This is a genomic window from Komagataeibacter medellinensis NBRC 3288, assembly GCF_000182745.2.
Classification (GTDB): domain Bacteria; phylum Pseudomonadota; class Alphaproteobacteria; order Acetobacterales; family Acetobacteraceae; genus Komagataeibacter; species Komagataeibacter medellinensis.
In genome coordinates this window covers 1,772,433-1,796,735 of sequence record NC_016027.1, presented here as the reverse complement: position 1 = coordinate 1,796,735, position 24,303 = coordinate 1,772,433, and the positions used below count along the sequence as shown (strand labels likewise).

Annotated in this window: 30 protein-coding genes and 3 pseudogenes; 22 read left to right on the top strand and 11 right to left on the bottom strand. The window is 56.4% G+C overall.

Going from position 1 to position 24,303, the window contains the following annotated elements; genetic code table 11:
- Positions 1–159: 159 nt before the first annotated feature.
- Positions 160–788: pseudogene (locus GLX_RS17190) on the bottom strand (transposase); the annotation flags it as partial.
- Between the two features lie 126 nt (positions 789–914).
- Positions 915–1,334 (bottom strand): annotated as a pseudogene (locus GLX_RS08350) (IS630 family transposase); the annotation flags it as partial.
- Positions 1,335–1,391: 57 nt separating this feature from the next.
- On the opposite strand from GLX_RS08350, the gene GLX_RS08345 reads away from it, so the two are divergent.
- Positions 1,392–2,615 carry an IS256 family transposase gene (locus GLX_RS08345; protein WP_014104109.1) on the top strand — a complete coding sequence of 408 codons (1,224 nt, stop codon included), beginning with the start codon at positions 1,392–1,394 and terminating at the stop codon, positions 2,613–2,615.
- Positions 2,616–2,649: 34 nt separating this feature from the next.
- On the opposite strand, the pseudogene GLX_RS19345 reads toward GLX_RS08345, so the two are convergent.
- A pseudogene (locus tag GLX_RS19345) lies at positions 2,650–2,838 on the bottom strand (IS630 family transposase); the annotation flags it as partial.
- A gap of 20 nt (positions 2,839–2,858) precedes the next feature.
- Between GLX_RS19345 and GLX_RS19340 the strand changes: the two are divergent.
- Together GLX_RS19340 and GLX_RS18060 are read left to right on the top strand one after the other, a co-directional pair.
- Positions 2,859–3,182 (top strand): hypothetical protein, encoded by a 324-nt coding sequence (locus tag GLX_RS19340; protein WP_041247237.1) that lies wholly within the window; start codon positions 2,859–2,861, stop codon positions 3,180–3,182.
- 189 nt (positions 3,183–3,371) lie between these two features.
- Entirely contained in the window at positions 3,372–3,923 is a 552-nt protein-coding gene (locus GLX_RS18060) for a hypothetical protein (protein WP_014105545.1), read from the top strand.
- Between the two features lie 61 nt (positions 3,924–3,984).
- Here the strand turns inward: GLX_RS18060 and GLX_RS18450 are convergent, their stop codons facing one another.
- The 3 genes from GLX_RS18450 to GLX_RS08325 form a co-directional block, all read right to left on the bottom strand.
- Positions 3,985–4,140, bottom strand: coding sequence for a hypothetical protein (locus tag GLX_RS18450; protein WP_158309228.1), 156 nt, complete (start codon positions 4,138–4,140; stop codon positions 3,985–3,987).
- A 260-nt stretch (positions 4,141–4,400) separates the two neighbouring features.
- Entirely contained in the window at positions 4,401–6,959 is a 2,559-nt protein-coding gene (locus tag GLX_RS08330) for an EAL domain-containing protein (protein WP_014105544.1), read from the bottom strand.
- A 206-nt stretch (positions 6,960–7,165) separates the two neighbouring features.
- Entirely contained in the window at positions 7,166–7,558 is a 393-nt protein-coding gene (locus tag GLX_RS08325; RefSeq protein ID WP_407927267.1) for a cupin domain-containing protein, read from the bottom strand.
- Between the two features lie 984 nt (positions 7,559–8,542).
- Here GLX_RS08325 and GLX_RS08320 point away from each other — a divergent pair.
- Positions 8,543–9,754, top strand: coding sequence for a tyrosine-type recombinase/integrase (locus tag GLX_RS08320; protein WP_014105542.1), 1,212 nt, complete (start codon positions 8,543–8,545; stop codon positions 9,752–9,754).
- Between the two features lie 215 nt (positions 9,755–9,969).
- Here GLX_RS08320 and GLX_RS17180 read toward each other — a convergent pair whose 3' ends face one another.
- Genes GLX_RS17180 through GLX_RS17170 form a run of 3 tightly spaced genes read right to left on the bottom strand, consistent with a single transcriptional unit; the run spans position 9,970 to position 11,389 of the window.
- Positions 9,970–10,437 carry a hypothetical protein gene (locus tag GLX_RS17180; RefSeq protein WP_014105541.1) on the bottom strand — a complete coding sequence of 156 codons (468 nt, stop codon included), beginning with the start codon at positions 10,435–10,437 and terminating at the stop codon, positions 9,970–9,972.
- Positions 10,434–11,153 carry a DUF3800 domain-containing protein gene (locus tag GLX_RS17175; RefSeq protein ID WP_014105540.1) on the bottom strand — a complete coding sequence of 240 codons (720 nt, stop codon included), beginning with the start codon at positions 11,151–11,153 and terminating at the stop codon, positions 10,434–10,436. The genes GLX_RS17180 and GLX_RS17175 overlap by 4 nt, the downstream gene beginning before the upstream one ends.
- Positions 11,150–11,389, bottom strand: a complete 240-nt coding sequence (locus GLX_RS17170; protein WP_041247747.1) for a helix-turn-helix domain-containing protein — start codon at positions 11,387–11,389, stop codon at positions 11,150–11,152. The genes GLX_RS17175 and GLX_RS17170 overlap by 4 nt, the downstream gene beginning before the upstream one ends.
- Positions 11,390–11,784: 395 nt before the next feature.
- On the opposite strand from GLX_RS17170, the gene GLX_RS08305 reads away from it, so the two are divergent.
- The 17 genes from GLX_RS08305 (at position 11,785) to GLX_RS16550 (ending at position 22,482) form a co-directional block, all read left to right on the top strand.
- Positions 11,785–11,982 (top strand): hypothetical protein, encoded by a 198-nt coding sequence (locus GLX_RS08305; protein WP_041247287.1) that lies wholly within the window; start codon positions 11,785–11,787, stop codon positions 11,980–11,982.
- Positions 11,979–12,239, top strand: coding sequence for a hypothetical protein (locus tag GLX_RS08300; protein ID WP_014105608.1), 261 nt, complete (start codon positions 11,979–11,981; stop codon positions 12,237–12,239). The genes GLX_RS08305 and GLX_RS08300 overlap by 4 nt, the downstream gene beginning before the upstream one ends.
- Positions 12,236–12,469 carry a hypothetical protein gene (locus GLX_RS08295; protein ID WP_041247286.1) on the top strand — a complete coding sequence of 78 codons (234 nt, stop codon included), beginning with the start codon at positions 12,236–12,238 and terminating at the stop codon, positions 12,467–12,469. Before GLX_RS08300 ends, GLX_RS08295 begins: the two co-directional genes overlap by 4 nt.
- Positions 12,466–12,714, top strand: a complete 249-nt coding sequence (locus tag GLX_RS08290) for a hypothetical protein (protein WP_041247285.1) — start codon at positions 12,466–12,468, stop codon at positions 12,712–12,714. The genes GLX_RS08295 and GLX_RS08290 overlap by 4 nt, the downstream gene beginning before the upstream one ends.
- Positions 12,715–12,784: 70 nt before the next feature.
- Positions 12,785–13,039, top strand: coding sequence for a hypothetical protein (locus GLX_RS08285; RefSeq protein ID WP_231850303.1), 255 nt, complete (start codon positions 12,785–12,787; stop codon positions 13,037–13,039).
- A gap of 12 nt (positions 13,040–13,051) precedes the next feature.
- Positions 13,052–13,684: a hypothetical protein gene (locus tag GLX_RS08280; protein WP_148268563.1), complete on the top strand. Its 633-nt coding sequence runs from the start codon at positions 13,052–13,054 to the stop codon at positions 13,682–13,684.
- A 147-nt stretch (positions 13,685–13,831) separates the two neighbouring features.
- Positions 13,832–14,029, top strand: coding sequence for a helix-turn-helix transcriptional regulator (locus GLX_RS08275; protein ID WP_014105537.1), 198 nt, complete (start codon positions 13,832–13,834; stop codon positions 14,027–14,029).
- Between the two features lie 192 nt (positions 14,030–14,221).
- Complete coding sequence (locus GLX_RS18445) at positions 14,222–14,362, top strand: hypothetical protein (RefSeq protein ID WP_158309227.1); 141 nt, start codon at positions 14,222–14,224, stop codon at positions 14,360–14,362.
- Complete coding sequence (locus GLX_RS16555; protein ID WP_014105536.1) at positions 14,359–15,219, top strand: hypothetical protein; 861 nt, start codon at positions 14,359–14,361, stop codon at positions 15,217–15,219. Before GLX_RS18445 ends, GLX_RS16555 begins: the two co-directional genes overlap by 4 nt.
- The gene (locus GLX_RS08265) at positions 15,216–16,019 is read left to right on the top strand and encodes a bifunctional DNA primase/polymerase (protein ID WP_014105535.1); all 804 of its coding nucleotides are present in this window, start codon (positions 15,216–15,218) and stop codon (positions 16,017–16,019) included. The genes GLX_RS16555 and GLX_RS08265 overlap by 4 nt, the downstream gene beginning before the upstream one ends.
- A complete protein-coding gene (locus GLX_RS08260; protein WP_014105534.1) occupies positions 16,016–17,434 on the top strand; it encodes a phage/plasmid primase, P4 family in 1,419 nt (472 codons plus the stop codon). The genes GLX_RS08265 and GLX_RS08260 overlap by 4 nt, the downstream gene beginning before the upstream one ends.
- Before the next feature lie 505 nt (positions 17,435–17,939).
- The gene (locus GLX_RS08255) at positions 17,940–18,515 is read left to right on the top strand and encodes a recombinase family protein (protein ID WP_014105533.1); all 576 of its coding nucleotides are present in this window, start codon (positions 17,940–17,942) and stop codon (positions 18,513–18,515) included.
- Between the two features lie 128 nt (positions 18,516–18,643).
- A complete protein-coding gene (locus tag GLX_RS08250; protein WP_014105532.1) occupies positions 18,644–19,000 on the top strand; it encodes a hypothetical protein in 357 nt (118 codons plus the stop codon).
- Positions 19,001–19,014: 14 nt separating this feature from the next.
- On the top strand, positions 19,015–20,436 hold the full coding sequence (locus tag GLX_RS08245) for a hypothetical protein (protein WP_148268658.1): 1,422 nt from the start codon (positions 19,015–19,017) through the stop codon (positions 20,434–20,436).
- Positions 20,430–21,263 (top strand): DUF2213 domain-containing protein, encoded by an 834-nt coding sequence (locus GLX_RS08240; protein WP_014105530.1) that lies wholly within the window; start codon positions 20,430–20,432, stop codon positions 21,261–21,263. The genes GLX_RS08245 and GLX_RS08240 overlap by 7 nt, the downstream gene beginning before the upstream one ends.
- The gene (locus GLX_RS08235; protein ID WP_014105529.1) at positions 21,263–21,934 is read left to right on the top strand and encodes an ATP synthase subunit B family protein; all 672 of its coding nucleotides are present in this window, start codon (positions 21,263–21,265) and stop codon (positions 21,932–21,934) included. Before GLX_RS08240 ends, GLX_RS08235 begins: the two co-directional genes overlap by 1 nt.
- Positions 21,934–22,482, top strand: coding sequence for an HK97-gp10 family putative phage morphogenesis protein (locus tag GLX_RS16550; protein ID WP_014105528.1), 549 nt, complete (start codon positions 21,934–21,936; stop codon positions 22,480–22,482). Before GLX_RS08235 ends, GLX_RS16550 begins: the two co-directional genes overlap by 1 nt.
- Before the next feature lie 179 nt (positions 22,483–22,661).
- Here the strand turns inward: GLX_RS16550 and GLX_RS18725 are convergent, their stop codons facing one another.
- Both GLX_RS18725 and GLX_RS08220 read right to left on the bottom strand, forming a co-directional pair.
- Positions 22,662–23,102, bottom strand: a complete 441-nt coding sequence (locus tag GLX_RS18725) for a hypothetical protein (protein ID WP_014105527.1) — start codon at positions 23,100–23,102, stop codon at positions 22,662–22,664.
- A 13-nt stretch (positions 23,103–23,115) separates the two neighbouring features.
- Positions 23,116–24,114, bottom strand: coding sequence for a hypothetical protein (locus tag GLX_RS08220; RefSeq protein ID WP_014105526.1), 999 nt, complete (start codon positions 24,112–24,114; stop codon positions 23,116–23,118).
- Positions 24,115–24,138: 24 nt separating this feature from the next.
- Here GLX_RS08220 and GLX_RS18440 point away from each other — a divergent pair, with 24 nt between their 5' ends.
- Positions 24,139–24,297 carry a hypothetical protein gene (locus tag GLX_RS18440; RefSeq protein WP_158309226.1) on the top strand — a complete coding sequence of 53 codons (159 nt, stop codon included), beginning with the start codon at positions 24,139–24,141 and terminating at the stop codon, positions 24,295–24,297.
- The last annotated feature ends 6 nt before the right edge of the window (positions 24,298–24,303 follow it).

The window sequence follows — 24,303 nt, the reverse complement described above, 5'->3', positions numbered from 1 at the left end:
TTATCAATTATGAAATTTTTATTTCATAAATATAGATTTAAATGAATCCAGAGAATTTCGCTAAATTCACGCAAGGGTCTATCCTGCTGCATTCCCATGGTACAGGCCCACCCGCCGATCTCTGACCTGCGGGGACGGTTTCCTGAATAATACCAACGACTATCCCCTTTGACCTTGATGCATCCATTTTCTGAGGCCAATGAACCGGATGGTTTTGGGGAGCGCGACGAGATTGTTCCACGCGTTACTGGCGGCAGTGATGATATGATCGAAGACGGTGTTGGCCAGCCAGTTGGCGCGGAGGAACTGCCAGACGTTTTCGACCGGGTTCAGTTCGGGAGCACGCGATGGCAGGAAGACCAGGCTGATATTGCGCGGCAGTCTGAGTTTGGCGGTCGTATGCCATGGCGCGCGATCAGGCAGAACGACGGCATGGGTTTCCCGGGCTACACAGCGCGCAATCCCGTCGAGATGCAGGTGCATACTGTCCGTAGCGAGGTCTGCGGCCTTGTTGCCCCATGCGGGACGGATTACCCCGAAAAGCCAGGCGTTGGCATGGCGCTGGTCAGCGGGCTGGCATGGCCGGGTTCCCCGTCTGGCTCCTTGCCGGACGACACCGTTCTTTTGCCCGATCCGCGCTTCGTTCTGGAATCAGATTTCAATCTGTTTGCTGCGCGGCAGATGGCCGGTGTGGAACTTCAGGATTGTCGGGAAGTTTTTTTGAAGGCGTCCATGACAGACAGGTCCTGTCCCGGATGGCAGGGTCGTGCGCTGACATGATTGAAGCCCTATCCTCCCTCACAAGACAGAAACAGAACAGGATGACTATGTCACTTTACAGGTGAGTCAGATGTAATTGCCTTTGGTATTATACCAATCCGTAAGTTCGCCTGTATATCTAGAGCAATTTCCTCTCAATCTGGCTCATATCCAGCGGCTGTAAAGAAGTTTTCGCATTCTGCTGGTGAGACCTGATTGATCAGTGTGCCGATCCTGTCCCAGAGGGCGTCGCGTGTGCGTTCTGCGGCTTTACGGAGATGGGCCTTGAGTTTGGAGAAGGCCTTCTCGATTGGATTGAAGTCCGGGCTGTAGGGTGGAAGGTAGCGCACGGTTGCTCCTGCGGCTTCGATGGCGGCCTGCACACCTGAGCCTTTGTGAGAGCTGAGGTTATCCATGATGACAATGTCGTCTGGCCGCAGATCGGGTATCAGCACGCGGTCGACGTAGGTCTGGAAGCTGCGGCCATTGATCGGACCATCCAGCACCATGGGCGCTACGATACCGCTCAGCCGCAACCCGGCGACGAATGTCGTCGTTTTCCAGTGACCATGTGGGGACTATCCTGAATTTTGTGCGGTGCGGTGATAATCTGCTCGAAGAGGAGCCCCCGCATGAGCATTGATAAAGATCTTCTGGACCGTCTGATGGAAGGTCGTTCACCGGGCGACCTGTTTGGCAAAAGCGGCATACTCTCGGAATTGACGAAGGCTCTGGCGGAGCGGGCGCTCAACACGGAGATGACACTTCATCTTGATGAGGAGCGCGCCGATGGCGCCTCTGCTGAGGATAATCAGCCGCCCAACCGCAGAAACGGCAATAGCCAGAAGACCGTGACGACACAGAGCGGCAAGGTTGTTCTGGATATTCCCCGGGATCGGAACGGTACGTTTGATCCGATGTTGATTGCAAAGTATCAGCGTCGCTTTCCCGAGTTCGACCGCAAGATCATCAGCATGTATGCCCGAGGTCTGACAACCCGCGAAATCCAGGGGCATATTGAAGAAATCTATGGCGTTGAGGCCTCCCCGAGCCTCATTTCCGCGATTACCGACGCCGTGATGGAGGAGGTCGCCGCCTGGCAGAACCGTCCGCTGGAACCCTGCTACCCGATCGTCTTCATGGACGCGATCCGGGTCAATATCCGCAGTGATGGGACTGTCTCGAACAAGGCTGTCTTCGTGGCGCTCGCGATCCTGCCTGACGGCACACGGGACGTTCTGGGGCTGTGGTTCCAGGCGAATGAAGGGGCCAAATTCTGGGCCAAGGTCCTCAGCGACCTGCGCAATCGGGGTGTGCAGGACATCCTGATCGCCGTAGTCGACGGGCTGAAGGGCTTTCCGCAGGCCATTGAGGCGGTCTTCCCCAGAACCCGCATTCAGACGTGTATCGTTCATCTGCTGCGTCATTCCATGAGCTTTGCCAGCTACAAGGACCGCAAGGCCATCGCCACAGCTCTCAAGGCAATCTATACAGCAGTGGACGCCACAGAGGCCGAGGCAGCCCTCGGCGGGTTCGAAGAAAGCGATCTGGGCAGACAATACCCGGCCATCGCGCCCAGTTGGCGCAGGGCATGGAATGAGGTCATTCCGTTCCTCGATTATCCTCCAGAAGTGCGCAGGTTGATTTACACAACAAATGCCATTGAGGCCCTGAACTCAAAGATCCGTCGTGCCGTGCGCACCCGCGGCCATTTCCCCAGTGAAGAGGCCGCAGCAAAATTGATTTACCTGGCGCTCAATGCTACCTCAGCACAGTGGAAGCGCTCAGTGCGCGAATGGTACGCTGTCAGATGCCAGCTCGCTATCATGTTCGATGATCGTTTCCCAATGGCCTGAAAAAATGGCACCGCACAAAATTCTACACAGTCTCACCATGTGGCACGGCAGAGCGCAGCCTCTGGCCGCGCAGACACCGCCCATAACGGCGTGCCATATTGGTGGAGGCCCAGGTTTCATCAATGAAGACCAACCGTGTTGGATCGAGATCGGGCTGGGCATCGAACCACTCCTGGCGTCGTGTCAGGATGTTCGGCCTGTCCTGTTCCGACGCGTGAGCGGTCTTTTTTTCCATGTAATCTTATGACGGGCGAAGAAACGCCACAGCGTGCCGATTGCAAAGTGATGGCCATCCTCAGCCAGTCGGGCACGGATCTCGGACAGGGTCAGATCATCCTTCCCGGCAATCAGAGCATGAATGCGTTCAGCCTGCGCCTCGATCCGGTGAGACAGACGATCCCCGCCACGCGGTCTGGCGGCAGCGCTGCCGGTCGTGGCGGCAAGAGCGCACCAGCGAACCGCACTCGCAGGACTGACGCCAAACCGTTCAGCCGCCTGACGACGCGACAGACCATTCGAGACAGCAGCGACAACACGTTCGCGAAGATCCAGAGACAATGTGCGTGATGACATCCACAGCCGGCCCCCATCCCGGTTATCATCTTGAATCAGATCACAACCACTTTGGGAATCCCTGACGACTCATTCTGCGCAGAAAACGCTCTAGAATGCATTTTCCGGCCTACGTATAGCGTCGCGCGTGATGATATTTCCCATAGTCGCAAAGTGGAAAAACAATATGGGGATGATTAGATCATGCGTAAAACTGCGAGACAACATCTCGTTCGCGTCGCGTTTTCAGTCGGTTTATTTGGAACATTAGCTTCCTTGATGTCGACGACGTACGCTGACCCAGATGTAATGCCGAGAGTATTCGGACACTGCGCGGTCGGTCCTTCTCACAATGATTTTGATGCGGTTATTGTGTTTTGTGGAGAGATTAAAACAGAACCAAGTATCGTAATAGGAACTACGATTGACGATGGAAGCCCGAAAAAAAGGGTTCCAATTTTATATTATTATGATCTCCATAACAAAGATATAAATAAAAACGTCACGTTCGATTTTGGCTCCTATCATTATATCAACGGTTGGGTTACAATCCCACCAGGAGCATGGTTCATAGATGAAGGTCGTTTGTCCATCTGGACGCCAGCACTTCAAGCACTAATGAGTGCTGAAACCTTCAGTGCCACAAGCGATTCAGGTACGAGTACGGTAGACTTAACCGGATTTAGTCAAGCCTTCCAATATTTCGCAAGCGAATATAAAAGAATTCATCACCAGCCTTTTCCCGCATGGCATTGAGGCGGTCGACTTTCTGACCGTCCGCGTTTCCTGGTCGAATATAGGGAAACGCGGATATGAATTATTTGGTCATTTTGACCTTTTCTTCATCAATTCTATCCAGCAACGCTTTGGCGTCATTCTGCTGGTCCGCGGTCACGCAGCAGGCAGAGCCATTTCGCCATTGATCCCGCAGCATTGAACCGGTGCCCCAGTCCCGCAGGGTCTGCCGGTTCATGCCACCGATCCGTACCGCGTCCCCTCGCTGATACCCTCTCGCACCGCAGCCAGAGACAAAAGATGCCGCGCAACATGCGCATCCCATGCACGAGCAGCCAGCCGAACAGGCCATTCGTGTCACTGCACAGATAAGTCAGAGACAGTAATCTTTGGTATAAGCCCCGTCAGGTTCTTCATGACGGGGTACCATATTACTTTTGAAACGGTCTTACGAAAAAGTATCCGTGGGGGGAAGTAATCTGAATGGACAGGCAGCCTTCATGCCACGGGCAGGGGTTCCGCACTGCGTTCGTTGATCCAGGCGTCAAGGGATGCGGTATCCATGGGGCGGGCAAAATAATAGCCCTGGATCACGTCGCAGCCGATCGCGCGCAACTGCTGGCACTGTTCGGCTTCCTCCACCCCTTCGGCAATGACGGTCATGCCCAGTGTGTGGCCGATACGGATGATGGCGGTCACCACCTGGCGTACGTTGCCGGTGCTGCCAAAGCCATTCATGAAGCTGCGGTCGATCTTGACCTCACTTATCGGCAGGCTGGCCAGGTTGGACAGGCTGGAATAGCCGGTGCCGAAATCATCCATCGACAGGCCGATGCCAAGGTTGCGAATGGCGGTAGCCGTGGTTACGGTCTGGTCGAAATTCTCGATCATCGCCGTTTCGGTCAGTTCCACGATCAGCCGTTCCGGCGGCACGCCGGTCCGGTGCAGGATGGTGGCCAGCCGCGATACCAGTTCGGGGTCCTGGAACTGGATGGCGGACAGGTTGACCGAGACCGTGGGCACCATAACGCCGCGTGCGATCCACGTCGCCATCTGTTCACAGGCAACCTGCAGCGACCACAGGCCCAGTTCACGGATCTGACCGGTTTCCTCGGCTACGGGAATGAAACGTCCCGGCGAGACCATGCCCAGTACCGGGTCGTTCCAGCGTGACAGGGCTTCCACCCCGTGCAGTTCGCCGGTACGCAGGTCAATCTGTGGCTGGTAGACAAGGGTCAGCCGGTTATCAGCAATGGCTTCGCGTAATGCAGATGCCAGAATGACATGGTCATCCGCCTGCCGGTTCATGGAGGGATGGAAGAAACGGTAGCAGCACCGGCCTGCCTTTTTTGCCTGTGCCAGCGCGGTATAGGCCTGATGCAGGAGTTCTTCCACGTCGTGCCCGTCGTCATGGGTACAGATGCCGATACTGCCCGATATGCTGACGGGAATGCCGTCCACGCTGAAGGGTTCTTCCAGATTGTGGATGATCCGTTCGGCCAGCAGGGTAATGTCGGCGCTGCTTTCTTCAGTCAGCACCACGAACTCATCGCCTTCGGTTCGGATCAGTACGTCGCGCCCGACAATGCCTTGGCGCAGGCGGCTGGCGAATTCCAGCAACAACTGGTCCGCGCGGCCCTGTCCCAGCGCCTGTACAATCTTACGGAAACGGTCGAGATCGATGATCAGCACGCTCAGTGGCACGGCAGGGGGGCGTGCGGTCAGTTCGGCCATGCGGCGGTTGAGCCACGTACGGTTGGGCAGGCTGGTCAGCCGGTCGGTATAGGACAGGCGAATGATGGATTCACGGCTGCGCTGCTGCTCCACCGCCAGCATGGCCAGATGCACGCAGGCATTGACAATGCGCCGGTGCCACCGGTCGGGTTTGCCCGGTTTGCGGAAATACAGCGAAAAGCTGCCTGCCACATCACCATTACGCAGGATGATGGGTACGGCCCATTCTGCGGCCAGCCCGTGCTGGCCTGCGACCGAGCGCAGGACCGGCCAGCGGGTTTCCTGATTGAAATCGGGTATCACCACTTCCTCTGCCGTGGTGATGGCGGTGCCGCACGCACCCCCAGCCATGCTGGCTTCCAGCCCCTCGAACGCTTGCAGCACAGGCATGGGCATCCCGCCATGGCCGCCCGCACACAAAACAGCGCCGGTGCTGAGCATGACCACCGCCATGCAGTCCGGTGCGATCAGTTCAATACGACGGCACATGAAATCCAGCATTTCACGTAGCGAGAACTGGTCTGTCAGCGCCTCCACCACATCGCGTTGCAGGTCGCGCAGTTGCCGGTCATGGGTAATGTCATGCAGGATGACGATGATGTCTGTCAGTTCACCCTCAGCGCTAAAATGCGGAGTCACCGCGCAGCGCAGCCACAGGTCTGTGCCCTGCGGGCCACGGGTATGCACATCCAGCTCAAAACCGATGCGATGTGCAAGGTTCTGGCGGAACTGGCGCAGAGTCTCGATATCGCGCTCGGCACCCGACAGGAGCGCGCCAAAAGGGGCATTGCGCAGGGCGTCCGGCTGCATGCCCAGCAGGCTGGTCACAGCCCGGTTGGCATGGGTGATCCGGTATTGCGGGTCAAGCAGCAGGATTCCCCGGTCAGTTGCCTGCATGATCAGGGCGCTGATGGCTGCGTCCTCGCGCGCCTGCTCTTCCTGCGTGCGGTCCTGCAGGGCAATCAGTTCATGCAGCGTACCATCCCAGTCCACGCTTTCGCGCCACAGGCGCACCGGTAGGCCCAGTCCGTCCCTGCGGCGCAGGGTTGCACAGCTTTCCTGCCGTGTGATGCCGGATGGGCCAGGTGGCGGGGGCGTGCCCTCCCACGCGGCCGGGGTATTGGCGTGCTGCATCTGTTCGGGAAAAAGGCGGCCAAGCCATATTTCCTCCTGGTTTGCGGGGTCATGGCCAGTCAGGATGATGGCCTGCCTGTTGGCATAGACAACCCTGCCGGATACATCCGCCATCATGACGGCCAGCGGCAGTTTCTCCAGCAGGGAGGAAGCAATCCGTGTGATGTCCGTCATGGTTATGTCTTTCATACTGTATGGTCGGAAATAAGGTCAGACAGAAGGCGGGGGGGGGGCAGTTTTAGTCAGCAAAAACAGATTATGAAGAGATTATTAAAAATAATACGGCAGTTTTGTGGCCTCGTAAGGGTGTGCGGATTGCATGATTTTTGAATCCGTTGACTGTTTTTTCGGAAATTACGATTGTCCTGTATTTGAAATTTCGTATGGATCAAGAATCAGTATTCAGGCTTTTCACCTTTGGCCGGAACAGACGTGGGTGTGCCTGGCGTGCCCGCATAGGTCAGCAACACTACGGTCCGGGTATTTCCTGATTCGCCGCGGTGGGTATCATTGACGGACTCGGCAAACGCTTCACCCTGATGGAAAGTTTCCGTCCTGCCACTGGCCTGATCGTGAATGGTCAACTGGCCTTCCAGCACATAGCCCGCATTGGGCACTGGATGGGTGTGCCATGGCAGAGCGGTGTGGGCGGGAATGGTCAGGCGGATCATGGTCAGTTCTGGCGCGGTGGCCGGATAGTGATCATAAGCCATGCCATTCCACGAATGGGTGGCCTGCAGCAACATATCCCGATGGCCAGAAGCAACGTGCTGAGCCTGGGCCTTCATGTTGGTAGTGGCAAGCAGGCACCCTAATGTCAGGAGAACAATGTATCTTGGCATTTCACGCTTTTCCCGTCAGTGATCCTGTATGATGGGTGTAGCGTCTGATATTCTGATACGTTTCCACAATGTTAACAGAATGGATACTGTCTCACACGATCTTGAAATCGGTGGTGCGGTGGCAGTGGTTCAGCACATAGCCATAAAGTGCGCCTATAATACTGTATTATATTATGGGGTTATGTTGCGTTAATCAAACGGCTGGAACCGGGCGGCAAGGCGTCTGGGCAGCGCTTCCATGTTCGTATTGGCTGGATACATTACCTGATAGTGAAAAGGCGAATCTCTAGGCATGGACCGCCATTCAGTGTGCTCCGTTTTAACTGTTCCAATAGGGTAATGATGACATTTTGAGCACCGCGCATGCAGGCTCGATAGGCCGCCGGTATCTGCCAGCCGGTACGCCTTGGTTTCCAGCCTGGCCCCCGGAGCTTCGTGTCGGTCAGCATGCCGATTCCCTCCCTTACCCGCTCCCTACGGATTTCATACCCGCTATTTGCTGAGGGTGCCTGAGAGATTGTTTGAAAACAAATCATTGATAAAAAATAAGAAAAGTTTTTGGGTGTCGCCTTTTTTCAAAAAGGCGGCGTCTTCTGAAGCTTTTTGGAAAAAGCTTCACCAAAAACTTTTATAATTTCAGGATATTATTGAACCCGACTTTTCAAACAGCCTCTGATACAAATAGGGAACAATAGGGACAGAAGAAACACGAAAAGCGCCGGAAAACCAGCGCTTTGATACAGCATGTTATCAATGGATAAGGGGGGATGGTGGAGGGAGTTGCCACCGGAATAATAGTCCAGTGTGTTCGCCTGTTATCCAAAAATGTGATATATTATAGGGATATAAGGGAATATCTGTTCACAGATGTTCCCCTATGTTCGCCGGAAGTATGGTTTTTAAGATGGGTACCATGATGGGTACAGAAGCATGAGCCGACTCGCCCCACACCAGTTGACCGCCCGTAAGGTTGATACCCTGAAGAACGGTGTCCTTGCCGATGGCGGCAACCTGTGGGTGGTAGCTCGCCATCCTTCCAAGGTCTGGACCTTCCGCTATACCAGCCCTCTGACCGGTAAGCGTCGTGAGCTGGGGATTGGTTCGGCCACGACGGTCAGTCTGGCAGAGGCCCGGCGTTTGGCCGCTGAGGCCCGTAATCTGATGGCTCAGGGAATCGACCCCATAGATCGAAAGCGTGAGGAAGAAGCCGCACGCAAAAAGCTGACCGCCCCAACCTTCGAGGAAGTGTCTCGTGCCTATATCAAGGATCAGGCCCCAGGCTGGCGTGATCCCCGTGCTGTGGATATCTGGACCAGTTCACTGACCCGATTCGCGTTCCCTGTCTGTGGCGCCAGGCAGGTGAATGCCGTCGATACCGATGACGTGCTGGCGATCATCCGCCCCTTGTGGTCAGGCATGACCGAAACAGCCAGCCGCCTACGTGGCCGAATCGAGCGCATATTGGACTATGCCCGCACCAGTGGCTGGCGTGAGGGTGAGAATCCGGCCCGGTGGAAAGGGCATCTGGCGGCCATCCTGCCCAAGCCTGCCGCTGTAGCCAAGGTGAAGCACCACGCTGCCGTGCCCAGGCAGGATCTTCCGGCCGTAATGGACGCACTGAGCAGGGCTGGAGGCATCGCTGCCTATGCAGTCCGATTTGTCTGCCTGACCGCAGCCCGGTCTGGAGAGGTCCGCAGCGCCGTATGGTCGGAGGTCGATCTGGATGCGAAGGTCTGGATCATTCCCAAGGAAAAGATGAAGGCCGGCCGTGAGCATCGTGTGCCGCTGAGTGACGGTGCACTGACCATCCTTCGCGAATTGCTGCCGCTTCGGGATGCCGGGAATGGGGATCTGGTCTTTCCGGGCCAGAAAACGGGCAAGCCTCTATCGGATGTGGCGCTATCGAAGGCTTTGCATCTGGCGGCTGGCACGAAAGATGTGACCGTGCATGGCCTGCGATCCACATTCCGCGACTGGGCAGCAGAAGAAACCGACTATCCCCGTGAGGTGGCCGAGATGGCTTTGGCGCACGCTATCGGGAATAAGGTGGAGGCCGCTTATCGGAGAGGTGACCTGTTTGAGAAGCGACAGGAAATGATGAAGGATTGGGAGCAGGCAGCGATATCTGTCAGGCGATCATAGGATCAGGTTCAACACGCTCGACCTTAGCGTCAGCGCGGCAAATGTTGACTATGATGGTTTCAATCATATTGGTCAGGCTGTCCGCCTCGTGAACCTTGCTGTTTTTTGACCTTGAAACCTTACGCTCATAGAGTTATATAGACCTTGTCTCACCTGCCATGTGTAGGCAGAGCATTCGAAGCCGTCCAAGAAAACTTGGGCGGCTTCAGTCGTTTTTAGGGATTAGAATTTAGGAAGGCGTCGCGTTCTTTTGTGAGTTGTGCAATGCGCCCTCTTTTCTCTGTGCAATACGCTGTTTTCAATAAATAGTAACCGTTACGATGTGAGAGAACCACTAGGTATTCTGTACGAAACCAGAGTAGCGTATTGGTCTCATTACCGCGTTGATTCTGCCAGATATTGATTTCGGGATTAGTTTCCGCATTTTCGATTACCCAACGTACCCAGCGAATTCGCTCACATCTACGTAGATCAGGCGTACGTTCGGTTTCTATCATGCCTTCCTGTATCAGATGCCAAAAGGCAGCCCATCGGTTGGCAGTTTCTGGGAAACGGCGGCAACTTACTGAATCCCCGCGAAAGGTAAGGCCACCTTGCGCAATTTCAGTAATAAAGACCCGGTTGAGTTCGTGTTCATAAGCTGACCAGTCATTGCAGAACTCGATTAGTTCAGGCGGCTTCATTCCGCCATCTCCCGTGCTCGCCAAACAAGAATATTGAATTTTGTCGCCGAAAAGGAGGAGGTGCAATTTAAAGCATTTGTTCCTAATCGCGTTTGGATTCGTGCGACAATGGCTGATTTAGCTTGACTAGTCGTGAGGCCACGATTGGCATATGTCAATGCGCCAATCAAAATATCAGTAATCTGCAGCAACTCGCTCTCGTGGCTACGGATCTGTTGTACACGCTGAATAGTCTGCTGATTAAAATCGTGAAGGCTATTGGCTAGGACCTCATGTAGTTTACGGGTTTTGGGACCACCACATGTGTCCTTTATGTCTAGATAGATGCAATATCGATGTTGTGCGCAAAAGATATGGCGCAACATAACAAAATACATCTTGTAGTACCAGTCATTGTGGGATTGGTCGAAGCGTGAGTGATCCAAAACTTGCTTGTCAGGGACAACGAGGCCACGAAAATTTAGACAGTCTTCGGAGAGGAAAAGGTCAATTAAACCTAAATAGAAAGATAGTTTCGCCGGTGAAATTTTAGTCCATTTTGCTTCGAATTTTATGCTTAATCCATGTGATATTTTCAATCTACGGATTTTTTCTGCAACGTTCCAGACTGCGCTTTTAGGGCATGTTATTGCCCCCCAAGCCATGACTGGTACGCCATCATGCTCAAGATGACAGCTTTCGTCGCAATAGACATTGTAAAGAGGCATGTGAGTCATTCTGCGTCCTTCCTCAACCGCACCCCAGCCCCACCACCATTCTCAGCAATGAACTCGACCCCAGCCGCCTCCAGGGCGGTGCGGAGGGCTGTCAATGTTCGAGGATAAGGCGTGCGGGCTTCTCGTTCAAAATCTGCAATCGTCTTTTTGGCGACCTGAGACGCTGCTTCAAGCTGGCTTTGAGACCAGTTGAGCAATGCGCGTGCAGCACGGCATTGAGCGGGCAGAAGTTCCACCAAAAGAGTAACCTTACATCAATAGTGTTGACCGCATCAGCGGAGTGAGGTTACATCATAAATGTGAGGCGCATAGTCCGCAACACAATGTGGCCGAACTAGGTGCTGGCACACCTAGCCCGGCCTGACCACAACCGCTCATCCAAGGAGCAGGCAATGGCTAACCATGTTCATAGCTCACAGCAGGAGGTCTGTACAAGGCTTTCTGATCGCAATTCTCTCCAGACCCGGGGCTCTATCACTCCGCTGCCTATGACGACTGAAGTTTGGCTTGCAGTTCTCATCACTCCTGCCTTGATGGTTATCGCCCTGGCCGGGTTCGCCCAGCCGGAGGTTCTGCGTCACAGCAGCGCGAAACCCCACCCCGCAGTGACCGCGTTGGCGGAGGTGGCCCGATGATCGAAACACCGAAAGAGCGTGTGCATGCCATCGTATGCGATTTGGGATCTTTGGCTGAAATCTTGGATGCCCTGATCTCCGCTTCAGAACCTGTCCCCGTGCAGTGGATGCATGGATGGGTAAAGCGCCTCCACACCGAACTGGATGTGGCATGGCTGGGTATCCCCGATGAGCGCCGGGAGAGAGCTAAATGACCAGCCCCATCCGCAAGGCCACCATGGCCGCCCTTGGCGCTGATCGCCGCTGCTGGAAAGAATCTGGCACGACCGATGCACAGGCCCAGTCCAATCGCTTCCGGGCTGCCTATCGCAAGGTGATCCAGACCCCGGCCCGGTCCTTTGCCGACCTTCAGGACAAGGCCCGGTTGGTAATGCTGTTCGACCCGGACCCCCACCAGATCGAGGCCAGCCTTGTCCGTGACATTCTGGCGATGAAGGGAGAGGTGAAGTGAAAGACCCTTATGATCTCGGCAGGTTAATCGTAACCACGGAAAATAGCTGTAACGAACTGGACCGACTTGTGCATGCCCTTCGGCTGATGGGTAGCCAGATGATGGACGCCGCCGACATTCCAGCGCCCGCGCCTACCAAAGAGGACATTGGAGGATGGGCAGACGGGCCTTACTGGGCAGCCCATACGCTGGAAAAGATCATCGCCGGTCTGCGGAGGGCCACGAAATGAGCTGTATCTCGAACTTCCCGGAGAGAGGGGAATATGCCCTCAACTGGCAGCAGCACACAGCCCAGCACTTGCGGAATACCCTTCACACCCTCGCGCATGACATGGACATGACCGATGAGGTTACCATGGAGATCAAGAGTCGGTGGATGGACGTGGTGTTCTGGCTGGCTGACTTCACCGCCAAAATGGAGGCGACTGCACAGGAGGACGCCGAAGCTGTGAAGACTGGAGGGTACAAGAAATGAGCCGCCCCGCACGCATCTGGTCCGCCCGTGACCTGCATCGTATCGAGAGACTTCGCAGCGATGGCCTGACATGGCGGCAGATTGGCGAGGCGATGAGCAGCAGTTCCGCGTCCTGCCACCGGGCATGGCGCGCGCATACCGCGCCACCCAGCCTCGCAACGCCCGACCGGCTGGCGGCCATACAGGCTGCACCACGGAAATCAGTGTCATGGCCGGGATACTGGCCCGCATGGCGGAGGGGGACAAACAGACCGGCACTGAACTGGCATGGCTGGCCGATGGGATCGATCGGCATGCTAATACAATTGAGTGCTGCATTTCATGATTGAGGAATACGATGCCGGATAACACAAACAAATCTACATCAGAAAATATTGGATGGGATCCAGATCCATCTAGTGTTTCTCCTGCGATCATAAATGCAATAAATATGGAAATTGATATGTATAGACAGTCCAATAATCCACTTTTTTTGTGGTCGGCTTTGTCTAACATTATTATGTTGCATGCGCATGAAAAAGAAGATGGTCAGTTGGTAGTCCGTCAGGAAGTTACTATTCCAGCTGAGATCGCCGACTATCTTCTTAGGTCTGCTTTTTCATTAACCCTGCTGGGATGGGGTCAAAAGCAGAAAATACCTATCACGAAAGACTGGACATCTAAGTTACGTGAGGCGTCACTCAAAACTGAGGAAGCGTTGAAACTTGTGCCTAAAGTACTCGGTCTAAGTGGAAAGCCGCGTACCAGTGCTTTTTCCCACCTTAGAAGCCATCAGGAGATGGCCGCCCAAGCCCTTGCTTACAATGCATTGGTAGGACAGGGCATGAAGGCGGATGTAGCGAGGCAGAAGGCTTTTAAGATCTTCGGAGCGGAAAAAAGTGATGACCGAGAGGAAAAGCGGGTGACGGCAGGTCGCCATTTCCTGCGTGGGGTAGTGAAAAGTGTCCTTTTTTCCAAGAAAAATCGGTAATTGGCATAGCTGTCTGCCATTGTACATCTGGATCATACAACCCGTCACTTTATCGGACGATACAACGCCGACTGACTTTTCGCGGTGCATAGATGATGCTGTTCCCAGACGGATCAACGTGTTTCAGGAAATAAGGATGAGCTACTAATGGTGCCGCCGAACACTTCACGCCGCCTGTTGAAAATTCAGGAAGTGATGCAGGAGACGGGCTTGGGTCGCACAAGCATTTGGCGGCTTGTGAAAGACGGGAAGCTTGTAAAAGTGAAGATCGGGTCAAATACCCGCATTACCGCTGAAAGCTATAATGCCTGGCTGAAGAACCTGCCCCGCGTTGTTGTTGCCTGATAAAAAGAAATCGCCAGTCCGCGATTAAACAGACTGACGACCCGATAGATGCAGACAATGGAATCCCTTCCCCGTTTGTAAGTCGTCTGCCGGGTCTCTGTCCATAAAAATCGTAGCTGGCACATAGGAAAAGTGCCGATGCCAAGCCTTGAAAGGCGTGGACGCCCGAAGTGTGTCCGCAGTGGGGGAACTGTGCCCCGTGTAATCCTTATACCCGATGCAATCGGCCCTGATGGCGAGCCTCGTGCCGCCCTGCTGATGCCCGGTTTCCGCCTGCCGGTCCTTTATCGTTCGGTCTCGGCTGCCATGGCAGCGATGGAGGTGCGGGCATGAGTAAGGAAACTTTGGCCTTCCTGCCGCGCCCCACACTGACTTCGGGGAAATGCACCTCATATGAGGTCGCACCCGAAGGAGAAATCGACTGGAGCATGGTCCGAGACCTGTGGGTTCAGTCCATGTCGCTTGAGCGGGATGGTCATGTGTCGCGTGTCTATGCGCCGTGCGTGGTGTTCCTTGATGGAACATGGCTTCCCATTGGTCCGATGGGAGAGCTGGATGCCGCGCGGCACCTCTGCCACCGATGGTCCGCAATTCACGATGCGTCAGTCAGTGACATGACGCGGCCCCGGCTTCCTGCCATCTCACCAGAAGGTAATCTGATCGATATTTCCCCTGCTGATCTCGGGGGAGATATCACGGATGATGCCTGGAGTTATGACGCCAAGGAAAACCGGTTTCGCCTGAATCTGGCCTGTGTCGGCACTGACCTTGCGATAAAGGTCATGAACCACGGTAGGACGCTGGATCAGAAGATTGAAGCCCTTACGCCCGGTCTTGATCGCATCGAAGCGATATTCCGTGCGTGCGAGTTCGTACAGCCGCACTACGTACGCCCATGGATGGAAAAGGTGCGTGAAGCCGCCGTCTGGTGGCTGCGCGAAACGGACTGGTCCGATGCCGATTACATCAAGACCCCGGAGGATGATGGGCGTTCGCTGGCTGATGAAGTCAGGAAGGAAGGGGTGACAATCGCACACGGGCTGGTGCGTCTCAAGGAACGAATTGTGCAGCTCTACAAAGAAATGCGCTGGGATGATGGCACCTTGGTCGAGGACCGCGCAGAAAGGGCTGAGACGGCTTTCAAGGCTGGCTTTGATCGTCTCGTATATTTTGCAGGGGACAAGCCATGAGCGCCCTGCGTCATATCGATGTAGCGCCCCCGCATGTGGTCCAGGCGATTTCTCTGGCCCGGCATGGCGTTGCCGTTTTCCCCTGCCTTGAGAACAAGTGTCCAGCCACCCCGCACGGGTTCAAGGATGCGGTATCCAGCCCTGATGAGGCCGCTACGCTCTGGCAGCGTTATCCAGGTCCGTTGATCGGTGTGGCAACAGGGGCCGTATCCGGCATCGATGTGCTGGATCTGGACCTTCATAAAGAAGGTGCAGACGAATGGCATTCAGCCCATTGCACCTATCTGCCTCGTACCCGCACGCACGCCACGCGCTCGGGCGGTCTGCACATGCTGTTCCGTCACCGTGAAGGGATGCGTAACAGCGCAAGCCGGATCGCGGAAGGCATCGATGTGCGTGGGGACGGCGGCTACATCATCTGGTGGCCTGCCGCGGGCCTCGACATTGTGGACCGCTCGCCCGCTGCCCAGTGGCCTGCATGGCTTGCGGAACAGGCCATGCCGCCTCCCCCGTCGAAGATGGACCCAGCCGCAACAGAGCAGACCCTGCGTGATGCAGACCGCTATGCTGCCGGGGCAGTGCGTGCGGCTATCCAGTCCGTGCTTACAGCCCCGCAAGGGCGGCGCAATGACACCCTGAACGGCGAAGTCTATTCGCTGGCCCGTTTCGTGCCGCAAGGACTGCTGACAGCCGGGCAGATTGCCCAGGCGATGGCGGCGGCTGGATTACAGGCCGGACTTAACCAGCGTGAAATTGAAAAAACCATTGCAAGTGCCCTGCGGGCAAGGATCGGCACATGACGGGTGTTAGCGATTTTACCGAGCTGACACGGCAGGCGATGGAACGGGCACAGATCGAAGGTAGCGGCCTGCCGGACCCGCGCGGGACCAATACGCATGTGCTGCTGACCGAACATGGCGTGGCCGAAGCCTTCACCGCCCAGTTCCGGGATACGCTGCGTTATTGCAATTCGGCTGGATCATGGTTCCTGTGGTCGGGCACGCACTGGGAGAAGGACAAGCGGCATCGCGCCTTTCAATATGCCCGTGAACTGATCGCGAAAAGCAACAGGCATAGCGAGTTCAAGTCCCAGGCCATCACAGGCAAGGCGTCGTTTGCGGGTGGCGTTGAGCGGTTTGCCCGATGCGATCCCGCGCATTCGGTCGTGGCGGAGGACTGGGATCGCGACCCTTACCTGCTGGCGACACCCGGCGGCACTGTTGACCTTCGCGCCGGTTCGATAAGGCCCGGCGACCCGGATGATATGATGACCCGTATCACCGCCGTGGCCCCCGCTTGTGTGGATTGTCCTCTGTGGAAACAGTTCCTGCAGGACACGACGAACAATGACAGTGAACTGGTCGACTTCCTGCAACGGTGGTGCGGATACTGCCTGACCGGCGATACCCGCGAACATGCCCTGCTGTTCGGGTTTGGCCCCGGCGGCAATGGCAAGAGCGTGTTTCTCAATACCGTGTCCCGCATCCTGGGGGATTATGCCACGGTTGCCGCCATGGACACGTTCACAGCCAGCAATAGTGACAAGCATCCGACCGATCTGGCGATGCTGCATGGTGCGCGGCTTGTGACGGCCACCGAGACAGAGGAAGGCCGCGCGTGGGCAGAAAGCCGCATCAAGCAGATGACCGGCGGGGATCCGATTACTGCCCGGTTCATGCGTCAGAACTTCTTTACCTTCACACCCCAGTTCAAGCTGACCATCGTCGGCAATCACAAGCCCGTCCTCAAGAACGTGGATGATGCCGCCCGTCGCCGGTTCAATATCGTCCCGTTCATTCACAAGCCTCCCAACCCAGATCGGGAACTGGAGCACAAGCTGGAAGGGGAATGGCCTGGTATCCTGCAATGGATGATCGAGGGGTGCCTTGCATGGCAGCAGGATGGATTGCCCCGGCCCGCAGTTGTGAAGGAAGCCACAGCCGAATATTTCGAGGCGCAGGACAGCTTCGGGCAATGGTTGGGAGAGCGATGCATTCTTGATCCCGGTCTGGAGTGCAAGCCTGCCGATCTGTTGAAGGATTTTCAGGAATGGTGCCGGAAGAACGGGGAACCGGAAAGCGATAACAAGCGGCTTCGCGGGATGCTGGAGCGCACGGCCGGAGTGCGGCACGTTAAAATAAAAGGCGCTCGACGGTGGCGTGGTGTTGGTTTGCGTCCGCCCGAAGATGCTGCACATGCGCGATGGATGGATTGAACATGAGGGGGCGCAGGGGGCGGGGTGGGGCAGGGTTCTACCGTTAATCGCATACGCGCGCGCATGTAGCCTTCAACCTTTTGACCCTGCCCCACCCCGCCCCCTATTTGATTGGCTTGAGCACCTTGGTGCGAATATGCCCAGGTGTGAAGGTGCACCCTTCACCCATCCTGCCCCGTCTTTGGTCTCTGATATTGCGTTGACACATTTGGCTCTGTGCGTTTTCAGGTCTGACGGAGACGGTAATTTGCTGTCATTTTTTGCGTATGAATGAAGGCTGAAAGCGGCCTCAAAAAATTTCTCGATTTGCGTGGCTATAAAATCCAGCGGGCCAGCATGACCCGATGGTCAGCCTGTCTCTGCATCATGTCACAATAAAGCTGGCTTAAAAGTGACGTAACAGAGTTCCAGAAAAACAGCCGGAAATCTGTCACATATAAATTGACTTTCGTATTTTGATACGATACCTTGCAAACATCTTAGATGTAAATGTTACAGGTGAGCCATGAAGATCGGTTACGCACGGACCAGCACAGTCGATCAGGATGCTGGACTTGAGGCGCAGGTGCGAGATCTTGAGGCGCAGCGGTGCGACCGGATTTTCGCGGAACAGATTAGCGCCACCCAGATAAGCCGCCCAGAACTGGAGACGGCCATCAGCCATTTGCGCGAAGGTGACGTGCTGGTGGTCTGCAAACCCGACCGTCTGGCCCGTTCCACAGCTGACCTGTTAGCCCTGATCGAGCGTGTGGAAGCCTGCAAGGCTGGTCTGGTCATCCTGTCCATGTCCGGGCAGGTTCTGGACACGACCACCCCGACCGGCAAGCTGATGCTGACCATGCTGGGTGCGGTTGCCGAGTTCGAGCGTTCCCTGATGCTGGAGCGCCAGCGTGAAGGGATTGCCAAGGCCAAGGCGGACGGCAAATACAAGGGGCGGCGACCATCTATCGATAAGGGCCAGATACAGGACATGAAGGCCCAAGGTATCGCCCCCAGTGAGATCGCCCGGCAGCTTGGGGTATCCCGCATGTCCGTATATCGGGCTCTGGAGGGAGAAAAATCGGAAAAAAATACGGGCTGATATACTGTTTATACATGTTTCCCTATGTTTCTGTACGTTTGTGTGTTCACAGTATAGATTGAGTATACAAGGCAAAACCTACCAATAATTACTTGTTTTATGCGTTATGTGCCTGATATGAATAGGGCATGCGTAAGATTAAGCCCTATTCCAGTTCAGATAGCCTGCGGAAACTCGACGGTCGCAGCAAGGAAGCGCGTCTGCTGCGGAAAGTGCGTGCGGAACTGACAGCGCATATCGGCGGCAGGCCGACCATCACCCAGAAGGCCCTCATTGAACGTGCGGCATGGATGACACTGCATCTGGGTATGATGGATCGTAAGATGTTGGGGGATGTTCCATCTGAGCGTGATGCACGGCAGTATCTTGCCTGGTCGAATACTCTTACCCGCGCGATTGCTCAGCTTGGTGTCCGTGACACTTCTGAGCGGAACCGTCCACCTTCTCTCGATGAGCTGCTTGCCAGCCGTAGGGCAGCATCATGAACGTGCTGGAGGCTATGGACGATCCTGCCCTGTTCGGGCGGGAGTTCGAGGGGGAGACATGGGACGCATGGCGTGCCTTCCTGGCCGCGCTTACAGGCGCAGCCATGACGGAAAGACAGCAGGAGATATGCTGGGCAGCCACCGGTCGTAATGACCTGCCTGCCGAGCCGTTCCGGCGGGCTGCCCTGATCTGTGGGCGACGTGCGGGCAAGAGCCGCATTCTGGCGCTGCTGGGAACCTGTCTGGCAACGCTGAAGGATTATCGGCCCTACCTGTCTGCCGGTGAGGTTGCAACCGTTGGGATCATCGCAGCCGATCGTAAGCAGGCCCGGACCATCTTCCGCTATGTGCGCGGTCTGCTGGCCTCTGTCCCGGCGATGGAATCGGAGGTAACGCGCGAGACTGACGAAATCATAGAAATGGCCTCCCGCCGGGTCGTGATCGAGATTGGCACGGCCAGCTTCCGCGCCACCCGTGGCTACAGCTATGCCGCTGTGCTGGCGGATGAGATCGCCTTTTGGCGTGATGATACCAGCGCCAACCCTGATGAGGAAATCCTGCGGGCCCTGCGCCCTGGCCTGCTCTCGATCCCCGGTTCCATGCTGCTGATGGCTTCCAGCCCTTACGCGCGACGTGGGGCATTGTGGAAAGCCTTCCGACAGGACTATGGCCAGAACGGTGCACATACCCTTGTCTGGAAAGCCTCCACGCTGGAAATGAACCCGTCACTGGATCAGGCGGAAGTTGATCAGGCTTACGAGGAAGATCCGGCTTCCGCCGCGGCGGAATATGGGGCTGATTTCAGGAGCGATATTGCGTCCTTCGTCTCGTCCGAAGTCATCCAGGCGTGCACGATAGGCGGCCGGTATGAACTGCCTTTCATGCGGGGCAATAAATACCGCGCCTTCTGTGATCCATCAGGTGGATCGTCGGACAGCTTCACGCTTGCGATCTGCCATGATGAAGATGAGGTGACGGTCCTTGATTGCGTCCGTGAAATCAAGGCTCCCTTTTCCCCTGATGCCGCCACACGGGAGATGGCGGATACCATCAAGGCGTACGGCCTGCATGAAGTAACGGGCGACCGCTACGCCGGGGAGTGGCCGCGTGAGCGGTTCCGGGAATATGGCGTTACCTACAAGGTCAGCGAGAAAGACCGCTCTGCCCTCTACATTGAGGTTCTGCCGAAGCTCAATTCTGGCAAGGTGGAACTGCTGGACCTGAAGCAGATCGAACGTCAGTTCTGCGGTCTGGAGCGGCGCACAGCGCGTAGCGGAAAGGATTCCGTCGATCATGCACGGGGCCAGCACGATGACCTTGTGAATGCTGTCGCCGGGGCCATCGTCGCGGCTCCGAAGCGGGTCGTTATTTTCAGTGCTTCTGACAACGCAGCGATCACCCCACAACCTTTCTGGAATAGAGACCTCGCATGGTAAGCCTCCATTCACCGCTGCATGGCAGGCGGCTTCCCCTGGCTTATGACCGGTCTGTCCGGCGCGTGGACAAGGATGGGCACCTGTTCGTGGATAAGTGCACGTTATCCTCGGCCATAGTGAGCCAGTATTACGGGTGGGAAATCCCGGACGGTGAAAGTCTCGGCTTTACGCGGGATCGCCTGTACCGGCTTTACAGGGATGCAGATGCCCTGCGGACTGCGGCACCCTCTCTCAATGGCAAACCGATCCTCATGGATCATACGGCCATTACGGCACAGACCCATCCCCATCAGAAGGTTGTGGGTGCGGTCGGGTCCGATGTGCGTTTTGAGAATCCTAATCTGGCCGGTTCCTTGAGCTTCTGGGCGCCCGAGGCCATTGAGGCCATCCAGTCGGGGCGCATGCGCTCCGTGTCAGCAGGGTATCGCTACCGCGCCGTCAAGGCCGCCGGTTCGCACAATGGCGAACGCTATGACGGCATCATGACCTCCATTCATTTCAATCACCTGGCTCTTGTCGAAGCTCCGCGCGTTCCTGATGCGGTGATCGGCGATTCTCTCCCCACTATGGATATGAAGAAAATGGCTGACTCTCTTGAAAACCTGATCTCCGAACGCATGACGTTTCTAAAAAACCCGGGCGGCGTCAACGCGAATGATTTTAACGAGGCGTGGCTTGCCAAGCTTGACGAAGCCCTGACTGGCGAACAGCAGGATGACACGAGGGCAATGGATGGTCGCCGCATGTCGGGCGCAGGCTGGCGCAGCGGGCCGGAAAGGCTGTCCGGGGTTCTCGCGCCACTCTCGCGCATCAAGGTTCTGGGCTGATGGGCGCGCCCGTGGTCAGCCGTGATCGCCTGAAGGATCTGGTAGCTCAGATTGGCAAGGTTGAAAGCGATCTGGTGAAGGTTTCGGACCTGCGATGGGAACTGTCAGGCAAGCGCATGACAGCCGAACAGGCGCTCCAGAAGGCGACAGAGGAACTGGAACAGGCGCGTCATATGGATGCGTCTCGACTGGTTGATGTGGCGCTGGGGCGTGATGTAGCTGGACCGTCCGATCTGACGGCGCAGGAAGAACGTGTCATGGCTGCAAAGGCCGATCTGGATCGGGCTGAAGGATATTGCGCTGAGGTCCGGGCACGTTCGGAAGAATACCAGACGTTGCTTGATACGCTGAAGGTGAAGGCCACGCAGGAAGCCAATCGCATCACGGCTGAAAGCCCAGAGTTTGCCGCCATGCTTGAAGATGTCAGGCAAGCGGAAGCTGTGCTTATGCGTGCCGTGAGCGAGGTCCAGATCCTGAAGCGGCGGGGTGTGCCGGTCGGCAAGCTGCATGGTCTTTTCGGTGAACTGGCTGACCGCTTTCACAAGCATGGCGATTTGGTGAAGGTGCCCATGCATCCGGTCGAGTCCACGGAGTGGGCGCAGTTTGCTCAGATGCTTGCTATGAATCCAGATACTCCCGCTCCAGGCGCTAGGCTGAAAAAGGGGCGGTAATGGCTAGGAATGTTAAGATTTCTGGAGGCGGGAAGCTGAAAGCGGCGCTGGCAAATCTGTCGCAGAAGGTGAAAGACGGGACGCATGTGCGTGTGGGTTATCTGGAGGGCGCGACGTATGATGATGAGAAACATACGCCAGTGGCCCAAGTCGCGGCATGGGATGAGTTTGGCACTGCAACTGCTCCACCGCGTCCGTTCATGCGCCCAACTATTGCTCAGCACCAAGACGGATGGGGTAAGGCGCTCGGAAGCGCCCTGAATCAGACAGATTTTGATGTTGATCGCGCACTGGCGGGCACCGGCGCTATTATGGCCAGTCAGATCGTGGACCAGATCGACGCAACCACATCTCCTGCAAATGCCCCTCTGACGAATCTTCTGAAGGACCGTTTCCCAAAGGGCGACTATACTAGGGATGACTTCCTCAAGGCGGTCCATGATCTTGCAGCAGGCGCTCAGGCTCCGCCTGGGCAACCGCTAAACTGGTCCGGTCGTATGAGGAATTCGGTAAGTTACGAGGTGAAGCCTAGCTCCGAGGAGGGATAGGCTTACAGCGTGCGTAAGGTAGGTACCAAGATGGGTACAAAAATCAGGGTCATGATAACCAACTGATTTTATTGATATTTTTAAGAAAACTGGTGGAGGGAGTTTCTAATAGAAACTAGCCATATCGCCTTGATATGGCCAGTTTTCTACACAGTTTTACCGGTGCCTTACCCGCTTACTTACCCGCTTTTTTTATCGTCTGCTTCTGCCTTTGTATCTGGGGCCTCGGCTTCTTTTTCTATCGTCTTATCCGTTGTTTTTTCCGATTCCGGTGCTTCTGCAGCCTTTGTGATTTCCTCGTTCACTTTTTCGATATGAGACGCGGGAATGTCAGTGGGGCTTGTCTGTGCAGGCTCATCTGTTGCCCCGACCGAATTGGCTACCTCGCCCACGGTGCTGTGCATGTGAGGGGAATTCAGGGCCTCATTGCGGGCGATGCGGGTAGCGTGTGCCTCGCTGATCAGGGCGTTGAGCGGGCGGTATTCGGCGGCTGTCAGGGCGCGGCCGGAAAGGATCGCGCCCTTGAGCGTAGGCCAGACGGCGGAGAACGGCGCATCCGTTCCTGCCAGACGGGCCATGACATCCTGGAATGTGCTGTCGGCTGCGTAATTGTGGGCCATTGATCGGCTCCTTTCAGATGGTGTTGGCGTCTTCGTCACGCATGACCGACAGGCGCCGCAGGCCGTCGCGCAGGATACGGTTGTCACGCGCCAGGCAGGGCAGCCCGTGGCGGTCGTATGCGATGTCGAGATCGGGATCGAAGCCGGATTCGCGCAGGATATCCTTGCGGTCCAGGTAGAACCGCTTGCGCTTGGGGCCATGGAAGCCGTGCGAGAGCATGCCGGGCACCACGCCGATGTCCTGTTTCACATGCTCATCGCACAGGGCCGCGAACTGCTGCAGGCGCCGCGTGCAGCTGGAGGATGTGTAGGTGTCGGACGTGTTGAGCAGACCGGCAAAGGCCATGGCGCTGATGTAGTCGGCCGACCCGGTCACCAGCCAGTCAGGCAGGCCGCCGATGGCGTCATATACATCGGCACGGAATGCCCAGGCGTAGCCATAATGCTGGCGCCAGTCGCGGCGTTCTTCCTTGAGCATCCACGATGCGGTGGGCTGCCCCATGCCGTAATCGTTCGGGGTGACGCGGATGTCGCCGGCAGCCCAGGCGGCGCAGAATGAGCGGTCCATCAGGCGGCCGTTCTCATCCATGACCGGGTTTTCGTCTGGCCCCAGATCGACCGAGTAGGACCAGGGCTGCCCCACACGGTGGATCTGGAGCATGTCCAGCGTAGCGCTGGCCCAGTCGGGGCGCTGGAAAGCAACGTCGGCATCGATCTGGGCAATGTAGCGGGCGGAATCCGGCAGGCGCTGCCGGCCATAGCGGATCAGGCCTTCCTTGAGCCAGTTCTCCTGCCGGTCGGTGCCGCGCACCTGGAACAGCTGGGTATGGCGGAAGGCGGGATCATCGGACTGCAGCGCGAAGTCGCGCTCACCGATCGTATGCTCCACAATGGTCAGGCTGACGCCGCTGTCCAGCATATGAGAGATGAAGCGGTAGAGCAGCCGCTCCCGCGACTTCCAGCGGCGGTTGTTGGAATAGACACAGATAACGTGCAGGTCGGATGGTTTCATCAGGGCACCGGGATATGGGGAATTATGTGGTCAGGGAGCAGGAGGGCCGAGGCGGTCATCGATGACGCGCGCGCGCCGGGCCTTGCGGTAGAGGCCAGCGGTGATCGCCAGGATCTGGCCGATGATCGCACCGCCGGAGAAGACCAGAAGGTCATGCATCGGGGCGCGCCCAACAATCGCTGACGAACC